Here is a 17,292-nt window from a genome sequence, read left to right on the forward strand (position 1 = left end):
TCGTTGGATGAAAGGCGCGGGATCTGAGAATCGCGCCCTGAAAACGTAGGATCAACCTATGAATGCACCCTTGCGCGGTCAAGGCTGGTCACCGGGACGTGTTCCATCGGCTGCGAAGCGGGGGCTTCGGGAATCGGTCCCGATTCAAGGGGTTAGCTCCCGACCACGACGAAGGTTGGATGGCAGGTGACGCTCAGGAAACAAGCGATTGCAGCTCTGCGTCCAGCGCGGAGGCCGGAATCTCCATCAAGGCGGCCGTCTCTGTCCACAGCAATGCACAGCGAACCGGCCGGCCGGGGTAGAGCCGCTGCAAAACGTCGCGATAAAGCGCTAGCTGCCGGACATAGGCCTGCGGTGCCTCGGCGGCGGCCTGCGGCGGAGCATGGTTGGTCTTGTAGTCGACGATCAGCACTTCATCCGGCGTCACCACCAGACGGTCGATCTGCCCCGACACCAGCGCGGGCGGCCGTCCGCGCCTCGCCACGCGGCCCGCGATCGAGACTTCGGCGCGGCTGCCCTCGGCAAACAGCGGCGCGAATGCGGGCGTTGCGATCAGCGCCGTGACCTGCCGCGCCAGCGCGGTGCGCTCGTCATCCGTGAACCATTGCTGCGCATTGCGCTGGAGAAAATCGCGCGCCGCACCTTCGCGTCGCTCAGTGGCGACGTCCGGCAACGATTGCAGCAGCCGGTGGATCAGCGTTCCGCGCTTCAGCGCTCGCTCGCGCGCAAGGCGCGTTTCGTCGGTTACGGTTGCATGTCCTTCGGTATCGTTCTCTGCGGCATCGGATGGACGCAGCAGGATATCCGCAGGCGTTTCCCTCGGTGCATCGGTTCTCAGCCAGCCAGGGAAGTGTTCCAGCGCGAGCATTTCCTGGATCGGCGCTGCGGTGTCCGCAGGCGGCTGCACATCCTGTGGCCGCGAATAGCGCTTCACCGGTCCGAAGCCCGTTTCGATGGTTTCGCATTGCAGGCCGAGGTCAGGATGGGTCAGGCCTTTCTGAATCAGGTCGTACCAGGACAGTTGCCGCACCGCCCGCATGTTACCCGGCAGCACACCGCCGACGATCAGGCGATCCGCCGCTCGTGTCATGGCGACATACAGCAGCCGCCGGTATTCATCCTCGGTATCGTCCTTCATGGCGGCGCGCGCGGCCGCGACCGCGGGAAGATCGTTCGCCTTCTTGCCGGCCCAGAGCACGACCGCAGGCGCGTTCGGTGCGGCGTTGCCCTGCGGCATGCGAATGAGGTTCATGCGCTGGGTGTCCGCGGGCGAGGTGGTGGTATCGACAAGGAACACCACGGGGGCTTCCAATCCTTTCGCGCCGTGAACTGTCATCACGCGGATTTCGTCGCGCGCGATTTCCATGTCGCGTTTGACCTCGGTGTCGGCGGCGCGCAGCCATGCCATGAAGCCCTGCAACGAGGCGGGCGCTTTGCGCTCATAGGTCAGCGCGAGTTCGAGGAATTCGTCGAGCGCGTCGTCTGCTTCTGGCCCCATTCGCGCGAGAATGCGCGCGCGGCCGCGATCGCCGCCCAGCAGCCACGCATAGAAGGTGAACGGTGTCTCATGAGCGAAGCGCCGCTCGCAATCTTCCAGCCGCCTCATTGCAGCCGAGAATTTCTCGCTGGTCTTGGCATGCTCGGTCAGAGCATCGCGCAATGTGCCTTTGCGATGAGGTGCGACGATCTGAAGGTCGTCATCATCGAGACCAAACAACGGGCTCTTCAGTGCGGTCGCCAGCGCGAGGTCGTCGCGCGGAAGCAGCAGGGCATCCGCCAGATTCATCAGGTCGATGACCGCGATATGCTCGGTGAGTTTCAGCCTGTCGGCGCCGGCGACCGGGAGGCCCGCATGCTTGAGCGCCTGAATGATGGCGTCAAAGGCTCTGCCACGCCGCCGCACCAGCACCAGCATGTCGCCATAACGCAGCGGCCGGCGTTTGCCGCGCGGACCGGTCATGGTCCGGGCTGCGATCAGCGATTTGATTTCGGCCTGAATGCGCCGCGCCAGCCGCACCTCGGGACTTGTCTCGGAGATGTGGTCGAATGCGGCGCTCCAGCCTTCGATGTCGTCGCGCGTGTCGGGATATTCGATGTCCCACAGGTCGACCAGCGCGGGTGCGGCATCGCTGAGAGCGTCGTGAATGGGATGTGCGTTCTCGATTGCGTGAATACTCTTGTAAATTGCCGGGTCGCGAAACACGAAATCGACGGACTGGAGGATCGTCCAGCCCGACCGGAACGAATGCTTGAACGAGACCGGCTCGAAGGCGAGCCCGGCGCCCTTGAACCGCTTCTCGATATCGCGCTTGCGGCTGTCGAATTCGCGCGGCGCTGCGCCCTGGAACGAGAAGATCGACTGCTTCTCGTCGCCGACCGCGAAGATCGTGCGCTTGATGCCGTCGCGCGCGCCTGCGCCGGACGTGAATTCGGATGTGAGACGCTCGATGATGTCCCACTGCCGGGGGCTGGTGTCCTGCGCCTCGTCGATCAGCACATGGTCGATGCCGCGGTCGAGTTTGAAATGCACCCAGCCGGACGAGACGTTGGTCAGCATCTCGTAGGTCTTGTCGATCAGGTCGTTGTAGTCGAGCAGGCCGCGCTCGCGCTTTTCCCGCCGGTAGTTTGCAGCGACTGCGCTGGCGATGACAAGAAGAGCATAGGCGCGGTCACGCTGCATGACCGCGCGGCGCTTTTCATCCAGAGCGACGATTCTTGTCTGCTCCGTATCCAGCCGTGCGGCGAAGACTGATTGCAGCTTGGCGAGCGCTTTGGTCATCAGCGTCTTGCGTGGGCCGATGACACCCTTTGTCTCGGTGAGAAAAACATCGAGATAGGCTTCGACCTGCGCGCGATCGGTCAGGCCGTCGGCGATCCGGAAGCGCTCGGCCTGGGAAATATCGGCAGGACTGCCGCCATCGAACGCCGCGGCTATCGCAGGCCAGTCGCGGCGCGGCAGATTCGGTCCATCGACGATCTCGCGCTCGATGTCCTCAATTCGCTCATTGGCGCTGACCCCGAGCACGGCCGTGATCTGGGCCATTGCCGCGTCAAGGCTGCCAGTGCTGTCGGACCACGCCATGAAGTGGTCGCGGCTGAGACAGGCCTCGCGCACCACGTCCTTGAACGTGACATCAGCGGCTGCCGACATCGCAATGTTGAGGGCGCGTCCAGTCTCGCTGCCCGGCGCGCGGGCGGCTTCAAGCAGCACCGCAAGATTGGCGCGCTCCATCATGTCGTTCTGGTCGCGGTCGTCGAGCACCGAAAAGCGCGCGGGCACATTGGCCTCGAACGGAAACTGCTGAAGCAGCCGGGTGCAGAGCGCGTGAATGGTCTGAACCTTCAGGCCGCCGGGGGTCTCCAAGGCGCTGGCAAACAGCTTTCGTGCGCGCAGGCGGGCGCGGGCATTGAGCGGCGCGCCCACGGTGCGGATTGCTTCATCAAGCTGACGGTCCGGCAGCGTCACCCAGCGGCCCAGCGTCTCGAACACGCGCTGCGCCATATTGGCAGCGGCCGCCTTGGTGAAAGTGATGCAGAGAATTTTCTCCGGCGGTACGCCGTTGAGCAGCAGCCGGATGACGCGGTTGACCAGCACGTGGGTCTTGCCCGATCCGGCATTGGCCGCGACGAAGGCTGACGCTTCCGGATTGGAGGCACGCGCCTGCGCATCGCGCACGGCGTCGGGAATGTCGGGGCGAGGCGAACTCATTCGATGTCCTCTTGGCCATCGCCGATGGCCGACCATTCCTTGATGCGCGCCAGGTCGTCGTAGTTGCCGTAGCGGTTTTCCCACATCGGCAGCACGACCGAGCGATAGGGCGTATCCTTGTTCTCGAACGTGCGGATCAAACCTTCGAGCTTTTGCAGCGCTTGATCGGCCGCGTCATCGGGCGGCTGCGGCGGATCGCTCTTGTTGACCTTCAATTCCAGAACAGTCGCCTTGCCAGGCGGATTGTTGCCGCTGAGCCGGACATAGACCAGTTCGCTGACCGAGGAGCCCGCAGGAATGGTTTCAAATCCGCCCTTGCGCAGGATTGCGCCTTCCAGCGTCAATTGGGGCGACAGGCCGAGGCGCACCTGCTTGGCGCTGGGCGGCTGGCCGGTCTTGTAGTCGAGGATGGCGTAGGTGTGATCGGTGCGATGCTCGATGCGGTCGGCGCGGGCCGAGAGAACGAACGTGCGTCCGTTGCCAAGCTGAAGGGGAATCTCGCCGCGGATTTCAGCATCGACGCGGGAGACATCCAGCCGCCGCCGCGCTTCCCAGCCGGAAAACCAGTCGGCAATGCGCAGAAATCGCGGCCACCACAGCGCGCGCGCTTCCGGTCGCTCCATCAGGGGCGCGAAGTGCTTGTGGCCGATCTTCCGCAGGGCGTCGGCAATGTCGTCCGGCAATTCGGTTGCGAACCGACCCGTGAATTCGCCAAGCGCTTCGTGGATCGCGGAGCCGCGATCAGCCGCAGTCAGCGGCATGTCCACCGGGTCGAGAGGCGTCAGTCTGAGAATCCGCTTTGCGTAGATGGTGTAGGGATCGCGCAGCCAGTCCTCGATTTCGGTGACCGACATCCTGAGCGGACGCAGCGCGACATCCGGCTTTGGCTCCGGCCGCGGCGCTGGCATGACATGCTGGGGCCGGTCCAGCTCATTGGCGTAGCGGACATAGGTTGCGCCCTTGTCCGTGGCGTCCTTCCACGAATTCGCTCCGGCCACAGCTTCGAGCCGGTGCAGGAAGCGCGACGCCACCGCAGGCGCGCCGCCGACCTTTGCGGCCCGAGACAGGATGACGTCGCGGGTCCCGAGCAATTGCGCGAAGTCATGCGCCGACAGTCCGATGCGCCGCTCCGGCAGATCGAGACCGAGTTGATGCCGCATTGGGCGGCTCAGCCATGGATCGATGTGCGGTGCTGGCGGCCAAACGCCTTCGACAAGTCCGCCGAGAATGACACGGTCACATTCGGTGAGGCGGGCTTCGAGCGGGCCATAGATGCGAAGACGCGATGCCGCCAGTTGCGGCCGCCGCACGATGCGGTCTCCGAAAGCGGTCTGGAACACGTCGGGATAATCGCTGAGGTCCAGCACGAGTCCGCTTGGCGAAGGCTGCTCGCTGTTCGTTGGCGCGCTCACCTGAAACAGATCGTCAAACGCTTTCGACAGCGCGCTGCCGTCGGGGCCGTCGAACGCAACTGGGTTGCCTGTGTCGTCGACAGACAGGCGTTTGATGACGTCGTAGTGGCGAACGGCGTAGTCCATGAGATCGTGCGGCTTGCCGCGCTGGATGTCTTCGAGCGGCGACAGCGCGGTGGACAATTGTTCAATCAGTCTTCCGACCGCATCGAGATCGGCTGAGGACAGTGTTCGCCTTGGATCTGAATGATGCAGTTCGGCGATGTTGTTACGGAAGGTTGCAAAATCCAGCTTCAGTCCGGCGCTTCCCGGAGCAGGCCGCGTCCCGCGCAGCAGTGCCAGCTCCAGGTCACCGATCGTCTTTGCAAAGGCACCCTGCGCATGACCGAGCCGGAACAGCGGATGTTTCAGCAGCGCCAGCAATGCCGGAGGCGCCAGTTCCTCCGCGGCGGTTTGCGCGGCAAGCCGTGCGAAAATGCCGGCCGGCGTGTCCATCAGGGAATCGCCGCCGGAGTCGTCGTATTCGAGTTTCCAGCGGTCGAGCGACGCCATCACACGGCGCGCCAGCGCGCGGTCCGGCGTCACAAACGCTGCGGTGAGATTTTCTTCGCGCGCCTCGCGCATTGCCACCGCGATCGCCAGCGCTTCCATCTCGGGATTGGCGGCTTCGATCAGCGTCACGCCTTCCATGCCGGATGAGATTTGCTGCGCAATAGCTTTGTCGCCGAGCCGTGCGTGCCATTGCTCGCTCGATGTCGCAGGACGCATCGCTTCGGATGCGAGCACCTCGCGGCCATGGGGAGCAGATGCTGCGAGCGGCTCGACGTCGCGCCGCTTGATGCCGAACCGGGCAAGCAGGCCGTGCAGCGCGACCTGGGGATGACTCCAGGCTGCGGGTGTCGCGATGAGATCGCCGGCAGCGACGGTGCCGCCGATCGAGTCCCACGCAGCGTCATCGAGATCGGTGTCGAGGCCGGGCAATACCACCGCACCTTGCGGGAGCTGTGCAATGGCGTGCAGGAATTTAGCCGTTGCCGGCATCGAGCCTGTCGAGCCCGCGGCGATCACCGGCCCCTTTTGCTTTGCCCTGAGGCGTTTTGCTTCCGCTGCGATCAGCATGTCGCGGCGTGCGGCAGGCTCGATCCGGTCGATGGTTTTCAGATAATCCGGCCAGGTTTCCTTTGCGATCTTGAGAAACTTCAGCGTGTGCTGCCAGTAGATATCGAGGTCATCCGGCACAATGCCGTCGAGCGCATCCCAGCCGACGCCGCGCGTCACCATGTCGTCCATCAGCCGTGCCAGATCGCCGGCCAGCGCGAGTGTCGAAGCAGGACTGCCGACGACGAGTGACGACGGCTGAACCTTGGCCCATGCTGCCACCAGCTTCGCCAGGGTCAGTCTGCGTTCGAGATCGTCCAGTTTCGGCGGAAGCAAGGATGCATCCGGGCCGCCAAGTTGCCCATCGTCGGAAAACTCCAGTTCATCCTCGTCGACGCTGCCGAGCGCGACGATGCGCGGCAGCACCACGGCATCGGTTTGCAGCACATCGAGAAATACTTCGCGCGCCATGCGGCCTGCGCGGCGGGTCGGCAGATACAGCGTGACGTCGGCCAGTCGCTCGGGATTCGTGCGCGCGTCAAATCCCTCGACGAGCCGGCCGTCGACAAGCGCTGCGATAACCGTGTGGAGAAACGGCGCAGAGGAGGGAACATTGAAAACGCGCATGAACTACCCGATTCGCGATCGGCGGCATCATGGCACGCGGAAGGGGAACGAGGGGAGTCTTGACCCGGCTTCAGGCGACGCTGGCGAGCAGTGCTTCTTCGGCCGCCTGTACCGCATCGGGGGTGCCGACATGCATCCACAGGCCGTCAAGCCGCAGTCCGAACAGCCGTTCCTGTTCGTTGGCGGCGTCAAATATCCTGGTCAGAGAGAATTCGCCGGCGGGCGCATTCCTGAAGATCGCGGGCGACATGATCGCAGCGCCGGCATAGACGAACGGCACCACCTGGTGCTCCTTGCGCTTGCGCAGCGCGCCGTCGGTCAGCATGGCGTAATCGCCGCAGCCAGAGTAGCCGATGCTGTGCGAGGTCGGCGCCATCAGCAGCAGGATGTCCATCCGCGCCGGATCGAACGCCTCGGCGAGACGGGCCAGGTTTGACTGCACGCCATCGATCCACATCGTGTCCGAGTTCAGATGGTAGAACGGCGCGTCGCCCAGCAAGGGCAGCGCCTTCACAACGCCGCCGCCGGTGCCGAGCACCACGTCGCGCTCGTCGGAGATGATGACGCGCGGAGCCGTGCGGCCTTTGACATGCTGAACGATCTGATCGGGGAGATAGTGGACGTTGACCACGGCGGTGGTCACGCTGACTTCCGCAAGCCGGTCGAGCACATGATCGAGCAGCGGTTTTCCGGCGACCGATACCAGCGGTTTCGGCATGTTGTCCGTCAGCGGCCGCATCCGAACGCCGAGACCGGCGGCGAGAACCATGGCAGAGACGGGTTTGGCAGGCATCGGCGCGTTTATCTCAACTGGTTCGCGGCGGTCCCTTTCAGGACCGGTTGCGAGGTCGGGTGGATGCCGAGCATAGCATCCGAATCGGCGCCGCGCGCTGGCTGCTCAGGCTGTAGTCGCACTTTGTGACATCGGTGCGACTCACGGGGTGGCGGCAGTTCCGGCCCCCGGGGCGCAATCAGACTTCCACAATCTGCGAGCCGGCCGAGCGGCGTGCAGGCTTTTTCTTGGCATCCGGCTTCAGGAAGCCCGCGCCAATCTGCTCACCATTGACCCAGGCCAGTTCGCAGCGGCGGTATGCCAGGCCGGTCGAGGACAGCAGCAAAAAGAATTCCTTGAGGTTCAGGCCTTCGACTGAGCCTTCGACGGTCAGCTTGGCACCGGTCTCGGAAATATCCTCGACCAGACAGTTGCGCCGCCATGTTCCGTCAATGCCCATCAGGTGAGCTGCAAAACCGCGCTCGAAAACCACGCGGTCGCCCACGCGTCGTTCCGTTGCCATTAATTGTTACTCCGCTCGCTGCTTTCGATGTCGTGCGTTGCATCGCCGGGGCTGAGCGTCGCACAGTCGTCGGAACCCAAATTACGAGAGGGCTGGCTAACAACCGGTAAAGGCAATGGCCTCAAGTGGCGGCTTTGCCTAGGTCGCTGGGGGCGGGACATGGGCCATGCACCATTCCCGATAGGTCTCAAGCGAGGGATGGGCGAGGGCCCGGTTGAGATACGTCCAGATTCGCGGCTGATGTCGCAGATACTGCGGCTTGCCGTCGCGGCGGTTCAGCCGCGCGAAGGTCCCCAGCAGCCGTGTATTCCGCTGCGCCGACATGATGGCATATTGCTGCACAAAGGCGGCTGGATCGAAGGTCGTGTCCGCGGCCCGCCGCTCACCGGCATAGCGGGTCAGCATCGCGATCTCGATTTTCTCCGGGATGTCGATCCGCGCGTCCTGCAACAGCGACACGAGATCGTAGGCCGCCGGACCCATCACCGTATCCTGAAAGTCGAGGATACCGACGCGGCCGATATCCTTGCGGTGTTCAAGCCAGATCAGATTGGGCGAATGAAAATCGCGCAACATCCATGTTCGCGGCGCGTCGGCGAGCTTCGCCAGCAGGTCACGCCAGATCAGCAGGAAATCGGCCTGCACGTTGCTCGACAGCGTCACGCCCTTGTCGGGCAGATACCATTCCAGCATCAGGCCGACTTCGATCATCATCGCATCGTCATCGAATGGCGGGATGACATAATCAAGGTGCGGCGCGAGAGGCAGCACCTCCGGCAACGGTTCCCGATGAAACGCCGCCAGCATATCGACGGCGGTCTGGTAGCGGTCGGCGATCGGTTTCGGCGGATCGCCTTCAATGAAGGTGACGCGGCCGAAATCCTCGGTGATGAGAAAGCCTTCATCCAGATCGGCATGATGAATCGCGGGCGCCGAATAGCCGCGCTCGCGCAGTCCATTGGCGATGGCGACGAACGGCTTGACGTCTTCGGCGAGATGGACCGCTTCGCTGTAGGATTTTCCGTCATACAGCGACGGACCATCGGGACGGCGCGGCGAATTCATCAGAATGGCCGACTGGTCGTTCTTGATCAGCCGTGCATAGGAGCGCGTTGAGGCATCGCCCGGCATACGCTGCCGCCTGGCGTCGAGACTGCCTGAGAGTTCCAGAAAACGCCGCAGCGCCGCCAGACGTTCGACCTTCGCAGCCTGTTTGCCGAATCCCGTGATCTCGGCCGCGCGCGCGCTGGTGCCGAGTGATGGCCGGTGGCTGAACGCGATGTCGATCCGGTCAGGCGGCAGCATGTCTGGTGCGCGCTCTGGCCATTCGATCAAGGCCACAGTGCCTTCCGGCAGGGGCGACAATCCGATCTCTTCCAGCTCGTCGGGATCGTTGACGCGATAGAGGTCGGCATGCAGCAGCGGAAACGACGGGAGGTCGTAGGTCTGCGCCAGCGTGAAGGTCGGACTCGGGACCTCAAGCTCGTCGTCCTGTGCGAGATAACGGATCAGCGCGCGGGCGGCCGCGGTCTTTCCGGCGCCGAGGTCGCCGGACAATGTGATGACGTCGCCTGCGCTCATCAGCAGCGCGAGGTCCGCCATCAAATGGCCGGTTGCGGCCTCATTCGCCAGCGCGACATGGAATGTCGAGAAATCGGTCATTCAGCAGCATTGCGATAGGTCTGATCGACGGGAAATTCGCAGGTCACTGTCGTGCCTTTGCCGACGACCGAGTCGACATGGACCTTGCCGCCATGCAGTTCGACGAACGAGCGAACCAGCGACAGGCCGAGGCCCGCGCCGCGATGGCGCGAGCCATTGGCATGGCTTTCGAACCAGTCGAACACCTTGTCCCGGACGTCTTCCGGAATGCCGGGACCGGAGTCGGAGACCGAGAAAACCACGCTTGAATCGCTACGGCGGGCGCGCAGGGTCACGGTGCTGTTCTGCGGCGAGAAACCGACGGCGTTGGCCAGCAGGTTATACAGCACCTGGACGATGCGGCGCTCGTCGGCAACGAAGTCGCCGATCGCAGGATCAATCTCGACATCAAGACGGATCTGTTCACGGGCGAGCCGGTCCTGAATGCCTGCGGTGGCATCCGAGACAGTCTTCTGCACATCCACCGGCCCGAGATTAAGCGTCATCGCGCCGGCGTCGATGGTGGCGAGATCGAGAATGTTGTTGATGATGGCGAGCAGGGCGTTGGTCGAGGTCGTGATGTAGCTGAGGTATTCGCTCTGTTTCAGCGTCATCGGTCCGGTCGACGGATCGCTGAGGAAGTGCGCGAAGCCGATGATGGTCGTGAGCGGTGAACGCAGTTCGTAAGAGACATGATGAACGAAATCGACCTTCATCTGGTCGGCGGCTTCCAGCGCTTCGTTGCGCTCCCGCAGGGCGCGCTCGACATTCACCGTATCGGTGACGTCTTGGAAGGTCAGCATGGTCGCGCCGTCGGGCAGCGGCATGGTGGTGCAGTCGATCACGCTGCCGTCCTTTCGCTCGAGCTTGAGCGGGACGGAAATGCGTTCGTCGATGCCGGTGATGGCTGCGCGCAGGATCTGCCACGTCGCGTTGTCGTCGAACAGCGGCCGGCACAGTTTTTCGATGGTTTCGATATGCGGCTGCTGTGCCAGGGCTTCGGGGGACAGCTTCCACATCCGCGCGAACGGCGGATTGAACAGCTGCGCGCGGCCGTTGCTGCCGAACACCGCGACGGCCTCCGACAGGTTGTCCAGCGTTTCACGCTGGACGCGGATCAGGCCGTCGTTCTGCCGCGCCAGCTTGAGGCTTTCGGTGACGTCGTCGAACAGATAGGTGACGCCGCCCTCCGGATTCGGCGTGGTGACGACGCTGAGGGCGCGTCCGTCCGGCAGATACCAGGTGTCTTTCGCCGGCTCGATGGCGCGGTAGGCTTCGAACAGCTTGTTTTTCCAGGCGCGGAAGTCCGGTTGCTCGGGAATCTTGCGCGCGACGCGCAGCCGGTCGATGACGCTTGAATCATCGGGATTGTCGTCGAGGAACGCGCGATCGAAGTCCCAGAGCCGGCGATAGGAATCGTTATAGAACGTCAATCGCCGTGAGCCGTCGAACACCGCTACGCCGGACGAGAGCTGATCGAGCATGCGCCGGTGGGCTTCCGCCATCCGCTCCAGGGAAGCGCGCAGGCTCGCGGCTTCTGTCGCATCGACTGCGATTCCGGCGCTGCCGCCGCTTACATTCAGTGCGTGAATATCGAGGATGCGGCGCTGGCCGCCGGTCACCACCGGAACGCGCGCCTCGAAGACATTTCTCTCCGCCAGCGCGCGTGCCATGGTGGCGCGGTCGTCATGATCGAGCAGTTCGAGATTACGCTCGATGGCGTCGGTGACCGAACTCGCATCGGTCGCCTGCGCATAGGCGGCGTTGGCGAAATGGAGGGTGCCGTTGCTGCGGCGGGCCCAGACCGGCAGGGGAACCGACGCAGCGAATGCGCGAAGCGCGCCGGTCTCTTCCAGCAATTGATTGTGCCGGATGTTGATCTCGGCGAGTTCCATCCGCACGCCGGACAGTTCACGAATACGGACGATAGCCTGCCCGCCGATCGCCCGTCCCATCGTTTCGATGGTGCGCCCTGTTGCGGTCGTGAGGTTGAGCTGAAAGCCCTCACCTGCCTCACGCAACTTGTCGACGGCGTGATCCATCGCGAGCGCCTGCTCGGGGAGCAGCCAGCTTCCGAATGCAAGAATTCGCTGCGGATTGAAATGGTCCGTGCCGTGCGGCATCAGCAGCGCCACGTCGCCGCTGATGTCAGGACGATCCCCGCCCGCAGCCCAGGAGATTAGAACCTGTGGCTCGGCGAACAGCAGCGCGCGGAACCGATCGGCTTCGAGCTGGAGTGCCTGGTTGTCCGACAGCAGACGGGATTCGATCCGCGCGGCCCGAAGGCGAGTGCGCATCAAGAGAATCGCCGAGACCACCGAGAATCCGAGGACTGCTGCCGCGACGCTGAGCGCCGCAATTTCCTGCCGGTCGAGGTTCGCAAACAGCGACAGTGCGTTGTCGATGAACCCGTCGCGCGCAAACGCGGGCGCAGCCCCGAACAGGGCCGTCGCGCCAAGACACGCGCCAAGGCCAATTGCACCTCCGCGCACAATCGAAGTGCACGACAGCAAGGTCCGCCGCATCCCCTCGATCACGCCTGACATGATCTATCCCAACCGCCCGCACACGAATCGAACGACAATATCCTCAACAGGAGTCGCCGGGTAAGAGTCCAGACCGTGAACGTGAATCGCGCTGCAAAATAATGGCTAGTTCAGCGATTGTGCGGTGCGATTCGCCTCTAACGAGGGATCGATTTACCGTCCGGTGGAACCAAATCCGCCGCTGCCCCGATCGGTAGAGGTCAGCGCTGCGACGACCACCAGATTTGCCTGTGTCACCGCGGCGATGACAAGCTGTGCGATGCGTTCACCGCGGCGGATCGTGAATGGCTCGTCGCCATGATTGATCAAAAGCACCGAAACTTCGCCGCGATAGTCGGCATCGACGGTTCCCGGCGAATTGAGGACGGTCACGCCATGCTTGAAGGCGAGGCCGGAGCGGGGCCGCACCTGCGCCTCATGGCCCGGCGGAACCGCGATCATGAGTCCCGTCGGCACCAGAGCGCGCTGTCCCGGCTGCATCGTCAGCGGCGTGTCTTCAGGAACCGCCGCGAGCAGGTCGAGGCCGGCGGCATGCGCGCTCTGATAGGCCGGCAATGCGAGGCCCTCGGCATGAGGCAGGCGTTGAATCTCGACAGTGATGGCAGATGTCATGTGGATGATTGTCCAAGAGTGTCGGCGATTTTTGCCACGAGGGCGTCGGCGACTTCCTCTTTCGTCATCACCGGCCAGGAATCAACAGCAACATTCGCTTTGTCCAAGGTTAGAACGTGGACGGTGTTGCGATCGCCGCCCATGACCCCGGACGCAGGCGACACATCATTGGCGACGATCCAGTCACAACCCTTGCGCTTCAGCTTCGAGGTCGCGTTCTCGATCAGATTTTGTGTCTCGGCCGCGAAGCCGATCACCAATTGAGGCCGGTTTTGCTTGAGCTTCGAGATGGTCGCCAGGATGTCGGGATTTTCGACCAGTTGCAGCGGCGGCATGCCCGCCGAAGTCTTCTTGATTTTCTGCTCGCCTGCGTTGGCGACACGCCAGTCGGCCACGGCGGCGGCGAAAATCGCGATATCCGCCGGCAGCGCACGCTCCACTTCCGCCAGCATATCGCGCGCGGATTCCACGCGAATGACGCGGACGCCGGCAGGATCGTCGAGATCGACCGGACCTGACACGAGCGTGACCTTCGCGCCGGCTTCCGCGGCGGACGCAGCAATGGCAAAGCCCTGCTTGCCGGAGGACCGGTTGGCGATATAGCGAACCGGATCGATCGGCTCATGGGTCGGGCCCGCGGTGATGAGAATCTTCTTTCCGGCCAGCGGGCCGGTGGCTGGCGGGCGGAGAATGGCATCGGCCGCGGCGGCAATTTCCAGAGGCTCGGACATGCGCCCGACGCCGGCCTCGTTGGCCTCCGCCATTTCGCCGGAATTCGGGCCGATGAAGGCGACGCCGTCGCGCGCGAGCTGCGCGACATTGCGTTTGGTCGCGGCGTTGGCCCACATCAGCGGGTTCATCGCGGGTGCGACTAAAACCTGCCGGTTGGTCGCCAGCAGGATCGCAGTGGCGAGATCGTCGGCGTGGCCTTGCGCCATCTTGGCCATCAGGTCGGCGGTGGCGGGCGCAACAATGATCAGATCGGTATCGCGGGCGAGGCGAATATGCCCGGCGTCGAACTCGCTCTGGGCGTCGAACAGGTCTGTGTAGCAGCGCTCATCCGCCAGCGCCCCGGCGGTGAGCGGGGTCACGAACTGCTGCGCGGCACGTGTCATTACGCAGCGGACGTGGATTCCGCGCTCTTTCAGGCGGCGGATCAGGTCGAGCGCCTTGTAGGCGGCGATGCCGCCTCCGATGATGAGGGTGACCCGGGGACGGCCTTTGACCTCCGGTGCCCGGCTGCGATGGGTCTGGGGGGCGCTGCTGCGCGCAGGACTTACGGATGCTGCGATCGGGCTTTCCGCTGCCTCCCGCAGGATCATCCGCACCTCGTCCTCGACCGAGCGGCCGGCCCTGGCCGCGCGCAGCCGGAGGCGGGCTTTGAGGTCGTCATCGAGCTTGCGGACGGTCAAACTGGCCATAGCGCGGTCCCCTCAGGCTAAGGCGACCGTAGCAAATGATAGCATTGCAATCAAATCATGACTGCAATGCCATCATTATTGGCGAATGCTCCAGAGAATGCCGAGGAAAGTCAGGGCGATGACCCAGAGGGCAATCGTCTGCCAGCGGGTGCGTCTGGCTTCGGCCTTACCGATGGCTTCGACCGTTGCGGGAGCCAGCACGAGCCCGTCGCGGGTCACGGCATCGAACTGGTTGAGGACGGCGACCGACCGCGCGGCAATCGCCGGCAGTCCGGCCAGCACCTTGCCGAGGTCGCCGGCGCCGTTCACCGCGCCCTCGATCTTGCCGAGAGGTCCGAGATTGCGTGCGATCCATTCGCGGACCACCGGGTCGGCGGTGGTCCAGATGTCGAGCTTGGGATCGAATCCGCGCGCCACGCCCTCGACCACGACCATGGTTTTCTGAAGCATGATCAGTTCGGGGCGGGTGCGCATGTCGAACAGGCCGGTGACCTCGAGCAGCAGCGACAGCAGCTTCGCCATCGAGATTTCGTCGGCGGCGCGATTGTGGATCGGCTCGCCGATGGCGCGGATGGCCTGCGCGAAATTCTCCACGGAGTGATGCGCCGGCACATAACCCGCCTCGAAGTGAACCTCGGCGACGCGCCGATAGTCGCGCGTGATGAAGCCCAAAAGAATTTCTGCGAGAAAGCGCCGCTCCTTCAGGCCAAGCCGCCCCATGATACCGAAATCGACCGCAACCAGCCGTCCGGTGTCGTCGACGAACAGATTGCCGGGATGCATGTCGGCGTGGAAGAAGCCATCGCGCAGCGCATGCCGCAGGAAATTCTGGATGACCTTGCGGCCGAGATCCGGCAGATCGATCTGCGCGGCCTCGAGCCTGGCGCGATCGTTCAGCGCGATGCCGTCGATCCATTCCATCGTCAGCACATGATGGCTGGTGCGATCCCAGTCCACCGACGGCACGCGGAAGTCATGATCGTCGCGGGTGTTTTCCGCCATCTCGGAGAGCGCGGCTGCTTCCAGCCGCAGGTCCATTTCCATTGCAACCGACCGCGACAACGTATCGATGATCTCGATCGGGCGCAGTCGCCGGGCCTCGACGGAAATCGCCTCGATCTTGCGCGCTGCGAACATGAAGTCGCTGAGGTCGTGACGAAACCGGCCGCCGACGTTGGGCCGCAGCACCTTCACCGCGACCGTCTTGCGGACGCCGTCCTTCTCCACCTCGGCGCGATGCACCTGTGCGATGGACGCGGCGGCGACCGATTCGCCGAAGCTCGCAAACACTTGCGCCAGAGGCTTCCCGAAGGCATCGGCAACCACCGCTTCTGCCTGCGCCTGCGGAAACGGCGGCAGACGATCCTGCAGGTTCTCAAGATCGCGCGCCATGGTCACGCCGACCACGTCGGGACGGGTGGCGAGAAACTGGCCGAGCTTGACGTAAGTCGGGCCGAGCCGCGTCAGGGCGCGGGACAGCCGGCCGCTGGTGGCAGCGCCGCGCCGCTCGATCAGCCGCGCCATGCGGACCGCGAACTGCGCCTGCGGCGGCATCGTAGACGGATCGGCGAAGCCGAACACGCCTTCGCGCGCGAACACGTAGCCCGCCCGCACCAGCCTCAGGGTATGAGTGATGGCAGAAATCACAAACGCCAGCCTGAATGGAGGGCGACAATACCGCCGGACATGATGTCGTATTTGACGCGGGAGAAACCTGCGGCGCGGATCATGTCGGCGAAGGCGTTAGGTTTCGGAAACTGGCGGATCGATTCGACCAGATAGCGATAGGACTCGGCGTCCCCGGTGACCGCACGGCCGAGTTGCGGGATCACGTTGAACGAAAACAGATCGTAGATCCGGTCGAGGCCCGGCACATCGACGGATGAAAACTCAAGACACAGAAACCGCGAGCCGGGTTTCAGCACGCGATAGGCTTCGCTCAGCGCCAGGGGAATGCGCGGCACGTTACGGATGCCGAACGCGATGGTGTAGGCGTCGAAACTCTTGTCCGGGAAGGCGAGGGCTTCCGCATTGCCTTCGACAAACGAGACCTGATGATCGAGATGCTGGGCCGCCGCGCGTTCGCGGCCCACCGCAAGCATCTCGCCGTTGATGTCGCAGACGGTAGCCTGAAATCCATGACCCGCAGCTTTGGCTGCGCGGAAGGAAATATCACCGGTGCCGCCGGCGACATCGAGCAGCGCGAACGGCGCATCGGAGCGCGGGGGGTTGAGTGCGGTAATCATCGCCTCTTTCCAGAGCCGGTGCATGCCGCCGGACATCAGGTCGTTCATCAGGTCGTAGCGCTTGGCCACGCTGTGAAACACCTCGTTCACCAGCGTCTGCTTCTCGCCAAGCTCCACATCGCGGAAGCCGAAATGCGTCGTTCCGTCAGGCCGTTCCATACTCTTCCAATCCAGGCGGCTTTTTGCGGCGGGACCATAGCGTGTCGCGTCGCAGCGCGCTACATACCATGCGCATGCACGCGCGGACCGAAAGCCGCGGACTCAGGGTTAACACACAGGCCGCCCAGGAAGTGCCGATGCCGATCGAATTCAGCCGAGTTATTCCTATCCTGCGGATGTTCGATATCGCCAAGGCGCGCGAATTCTATTTCGACTATCTCGGCTTCAAGACCGATTTCGAGCACCGTTTCGAGCCGACGTTGCCGTTATTCATGGGGATCTCGCGCGGGGGGATCCAGCTTTATCTGAGTGAGCATCATGGCGATGGTTCGCCCGGCGTGCACATCACCATCGATACCGTGGGCGTTGCCGAATATCACGCCGAACTGGCCGCCAAAGGCTACAACTACATGCGCCCGGGCCTCGAGAAGCAGCCGTGGGGCGCCACCACCATGACCGTATACGATCCGTTCTCCAATCACATCACCTTCAGGGAAGCCGATAAGGCCTCGGCGTGAGCATGTCC

At 63.6% G+C, this 17,292-nt stretch carries 11 protein-coding genes; 1 reads left to right on the forward strand and 10 read right to left on the reverse strand.

Annotation, left to right across the window (positions count from 1 at the left end; translation table 11 throughout):
* Positions 1–193: 193 nt before the first annotated feature.
* From addA to ubiE, 10 genes are all read right to left on the reverse strand, one after another.
* Positions 194–3,709 carry a double-strand break repair helicase AddA gene (gene addA / locus HMPREF9695_RS23945; protein WP_006023503.1) on the reverse strand — a complete coding sequence of 1,172 codons (3,516 nt, stop codon included), beginning with the start codon at positions 3,707–3,709 and terminating at the stop codon, positions 194–196.
* Complete coding sequence (gene addB, locus HMPREF9695_RS23950) at positions 3,706–6,846, reverse strand: double-strand break repair protein AddB (protein WP_006023504.1); 3,141 nt, start codon at positions 6,844–6,846, stop codon at positions 3,706–3,708. Before addB ends, addA begins: the two co-directional genes overlap by 4 nt.
* A 70-nt stretch (positions 6,847–6,916) precedes the next feature.
* The gene (locus HMPREF9695_RS23955) at positions 6,917–7,639 is read right to left on the reverse strand and encodes a nucleotidyltransferase family protein (RefSeq protein WP_006023505.1); all 723 of its coding nucleotides are present in this window, start codon (positions 7,637–7,639) and stop codon (positions 6,917–6,919) included.
* Between the two features lie 178 nt (positions 7,640–7,817).
* Positions 7,818–8,141 (reverse strand): hypothetical protein, encoded by a 324-nt coding sequence (locus HMPREF9695_RS23960; RefSeq protein WP_006023506.1) that lies wholly within the window; start codon positions 8,139–8,141, stop codon positions 7,818–7,820.
* Positions 8,142–8,279: 138 nt separating this feature from the next.
* Complete coding sequence (locus tag HMPREF9695_RS23965; RefSeq protein ID WP_006023507.1) at positions 8,280–9,803, reverse strand: bifunctional tRNA (adenosine(37)-N6)-threonylcarbamoyltransferase complex ATPase subunit type 1 TsaE/phosphotransferase; 1,524 nt, start codon at positions 9,801–9,803, stop codon at positions 8,280–8,282.
* Positions 9,800–12,328, reverse strand: a complete 2,529-nt coding sequence (locus HMPREF9695_RS23970) for a PAS domain-containing sensor histidine kinase (protein ID WP_006023508.1) — start codon at positions 12,326–12,328, stop codon at positions 9,800–9,802. Before HMPREF9695_RS23970 ends, HMPREF9695_RS23965 begins: the two co-directional genes overlap by 4 nt.
* A 153-nt stretch (positions 12,329–12,481) precedes the next feature.
* A complete protein-coding gene (gene dut / locus HMPREF9695_RS23975) occupies positions 12,482–12,940 on the reverse strand; it encodes a dUTP diphosphatase (RefSeq protein ID WP_006023509.1) in 459 nt (152 codons plus the stop codon).
* A complete protein-coding gene (gene coaBC, locus HMPREF9695_RS23980; RefSeq protein WP_006023510.1) occupies positions 12,937–14,361 on the reverse strand; it encodes a bifunctional phosphopantothenoylcysteine decarboxylase/phosphopantothenate--cysteine ligase CoaBC in 1,425 nt (474 codons plus the stop codon). Before coaBC ends, dut begins: the two co-directional genes overlap by 4 nt.
* Positions 14,362–14,436: 75 nt before the next feature.
* Complete coding sequence (ubiB, locus tag HMPREF9695_RS23985; RefSeq protein WP_006023511.1) at positions 14,437–16,008, reverse strand: 2-polyprenylphenol 6-hydroxylase; 1,572 nt, start codon at positions 16,006–16,008, stop codon at positions 14,437–14,439.
* Complete coding sequence (ubiE, locus tag HMPREF9695_RS23990) at positions 16,005–16,766, reverse strand: bifunctional demethylmenaquinone methyltransferase/2-methoxy-6-polyprenyl-1,4-benzoquinol methylase UbiE (protein WP_006023512.1); 762 nt, start codon at positions 16,764–16,766, stop codon at positions 16,005–16,007. Before ubiE ends, ubiB begins: the two co-directional genes overlap by 4 nt.
* A 137-nt stretch (positions 16,767–16,903) precedes the next feature.
* Here ubiE and HMPREF9695_RS23995 point away from each other — a divergent pair, with 137 nt between their 5' ends.
* The gene (locus HMPREF9695_RS23995; RefSeq protein WP_006023513.1) at positions 16,904–17,284 is read left to right on the forward strand and encodes a glyoxalase superfamily protein; all 381 of its coding nucleotides are present in this window, start codon (positions 16,904–16,906) and stop codon (positions 17,282–17,284) included.
* The last annotated feature ends 8 nt before the right edge of the window (positions 17,285–17,292 follow it).

The sequence above is a fragment of the Afipia broomeae ATCC 49717 genome, from assembly GCF_000314675.2.
GTDB lineage: Bacteria > Pseudomonadota > Alphaproteobacteria > Rhizobiales > Xanthobacteraceae > Afipia > Afipia broomeae.

Coding starts and splice junctions, on each gene's coding strand:
- addA (WP_006023503.1), bottom strand. CDS start 3,709: ATGAGTTCGCCTCGCCCCGACATTCCCGACGCCGTGCGCGATGCGCAG.
- addB (WP_006023504.1), bottom strand. CDS start 6,846: ATGCGCGTTTTCAATGTTCCCTCCTCTGCGCCGTTTCTCCACACGGTT.
- HMPREF9695_RS23955 (WP_006023505.1), bottom strand. CDS start 7,639: ATGCCTGCCAAACCCGTCTCTGCCATGGTTCTCGCCGCCGGTCTCGGC.
- HMPREF9695_RS23960 (WP_006023506.1), bottom strand. CDS start 8,141: ATGGCAACGGAACGACGCGTGGGCGACCGCGTGGTTTTCGAGCGCGGT.
- HMPREF9695_RS23965 (WP_006023507.1), bottom strand. CDS start 9,803: ATGACCGATTTCTCGACATTCCATGTCGCGCTGGCGAATGAGGCCGCA.
- HMPREF9695_RS23970 (WP_006023508.1), bottom strand. CDS start 12,328: ATGTCAGGCGTGATCGAGGGGATGCGGCGGACCTTGCTGTCGTGCACT.
- dut (WP_006023509.1), bottom strand. CDS start 12,940: ATGACATCTGCCATCACTGTCGAGATTCAACGCCTGCCTCATGCCGAG.
- coaBC (WP_006023510.1), bottom strand. CDS start 14,361: ATGGCCAGTTTGACCGTCCGCAAGCTCGATGACGACCTCAAAGCCCGC.
- ubiE (WP_006023512.1), bottom strand. CDS start 16,766: ATGGAACGGCCTGACGGAACGACGCATTTCGGCTTCCGCGATGTGGAG.
- HMPREF9695_RS23995 (WP_006023513.1), top strand. CDS start 16,904: ATGCCGATCGAATTCAGCCGAGTTATTCCTATCCTGCGGATGTTCGAT.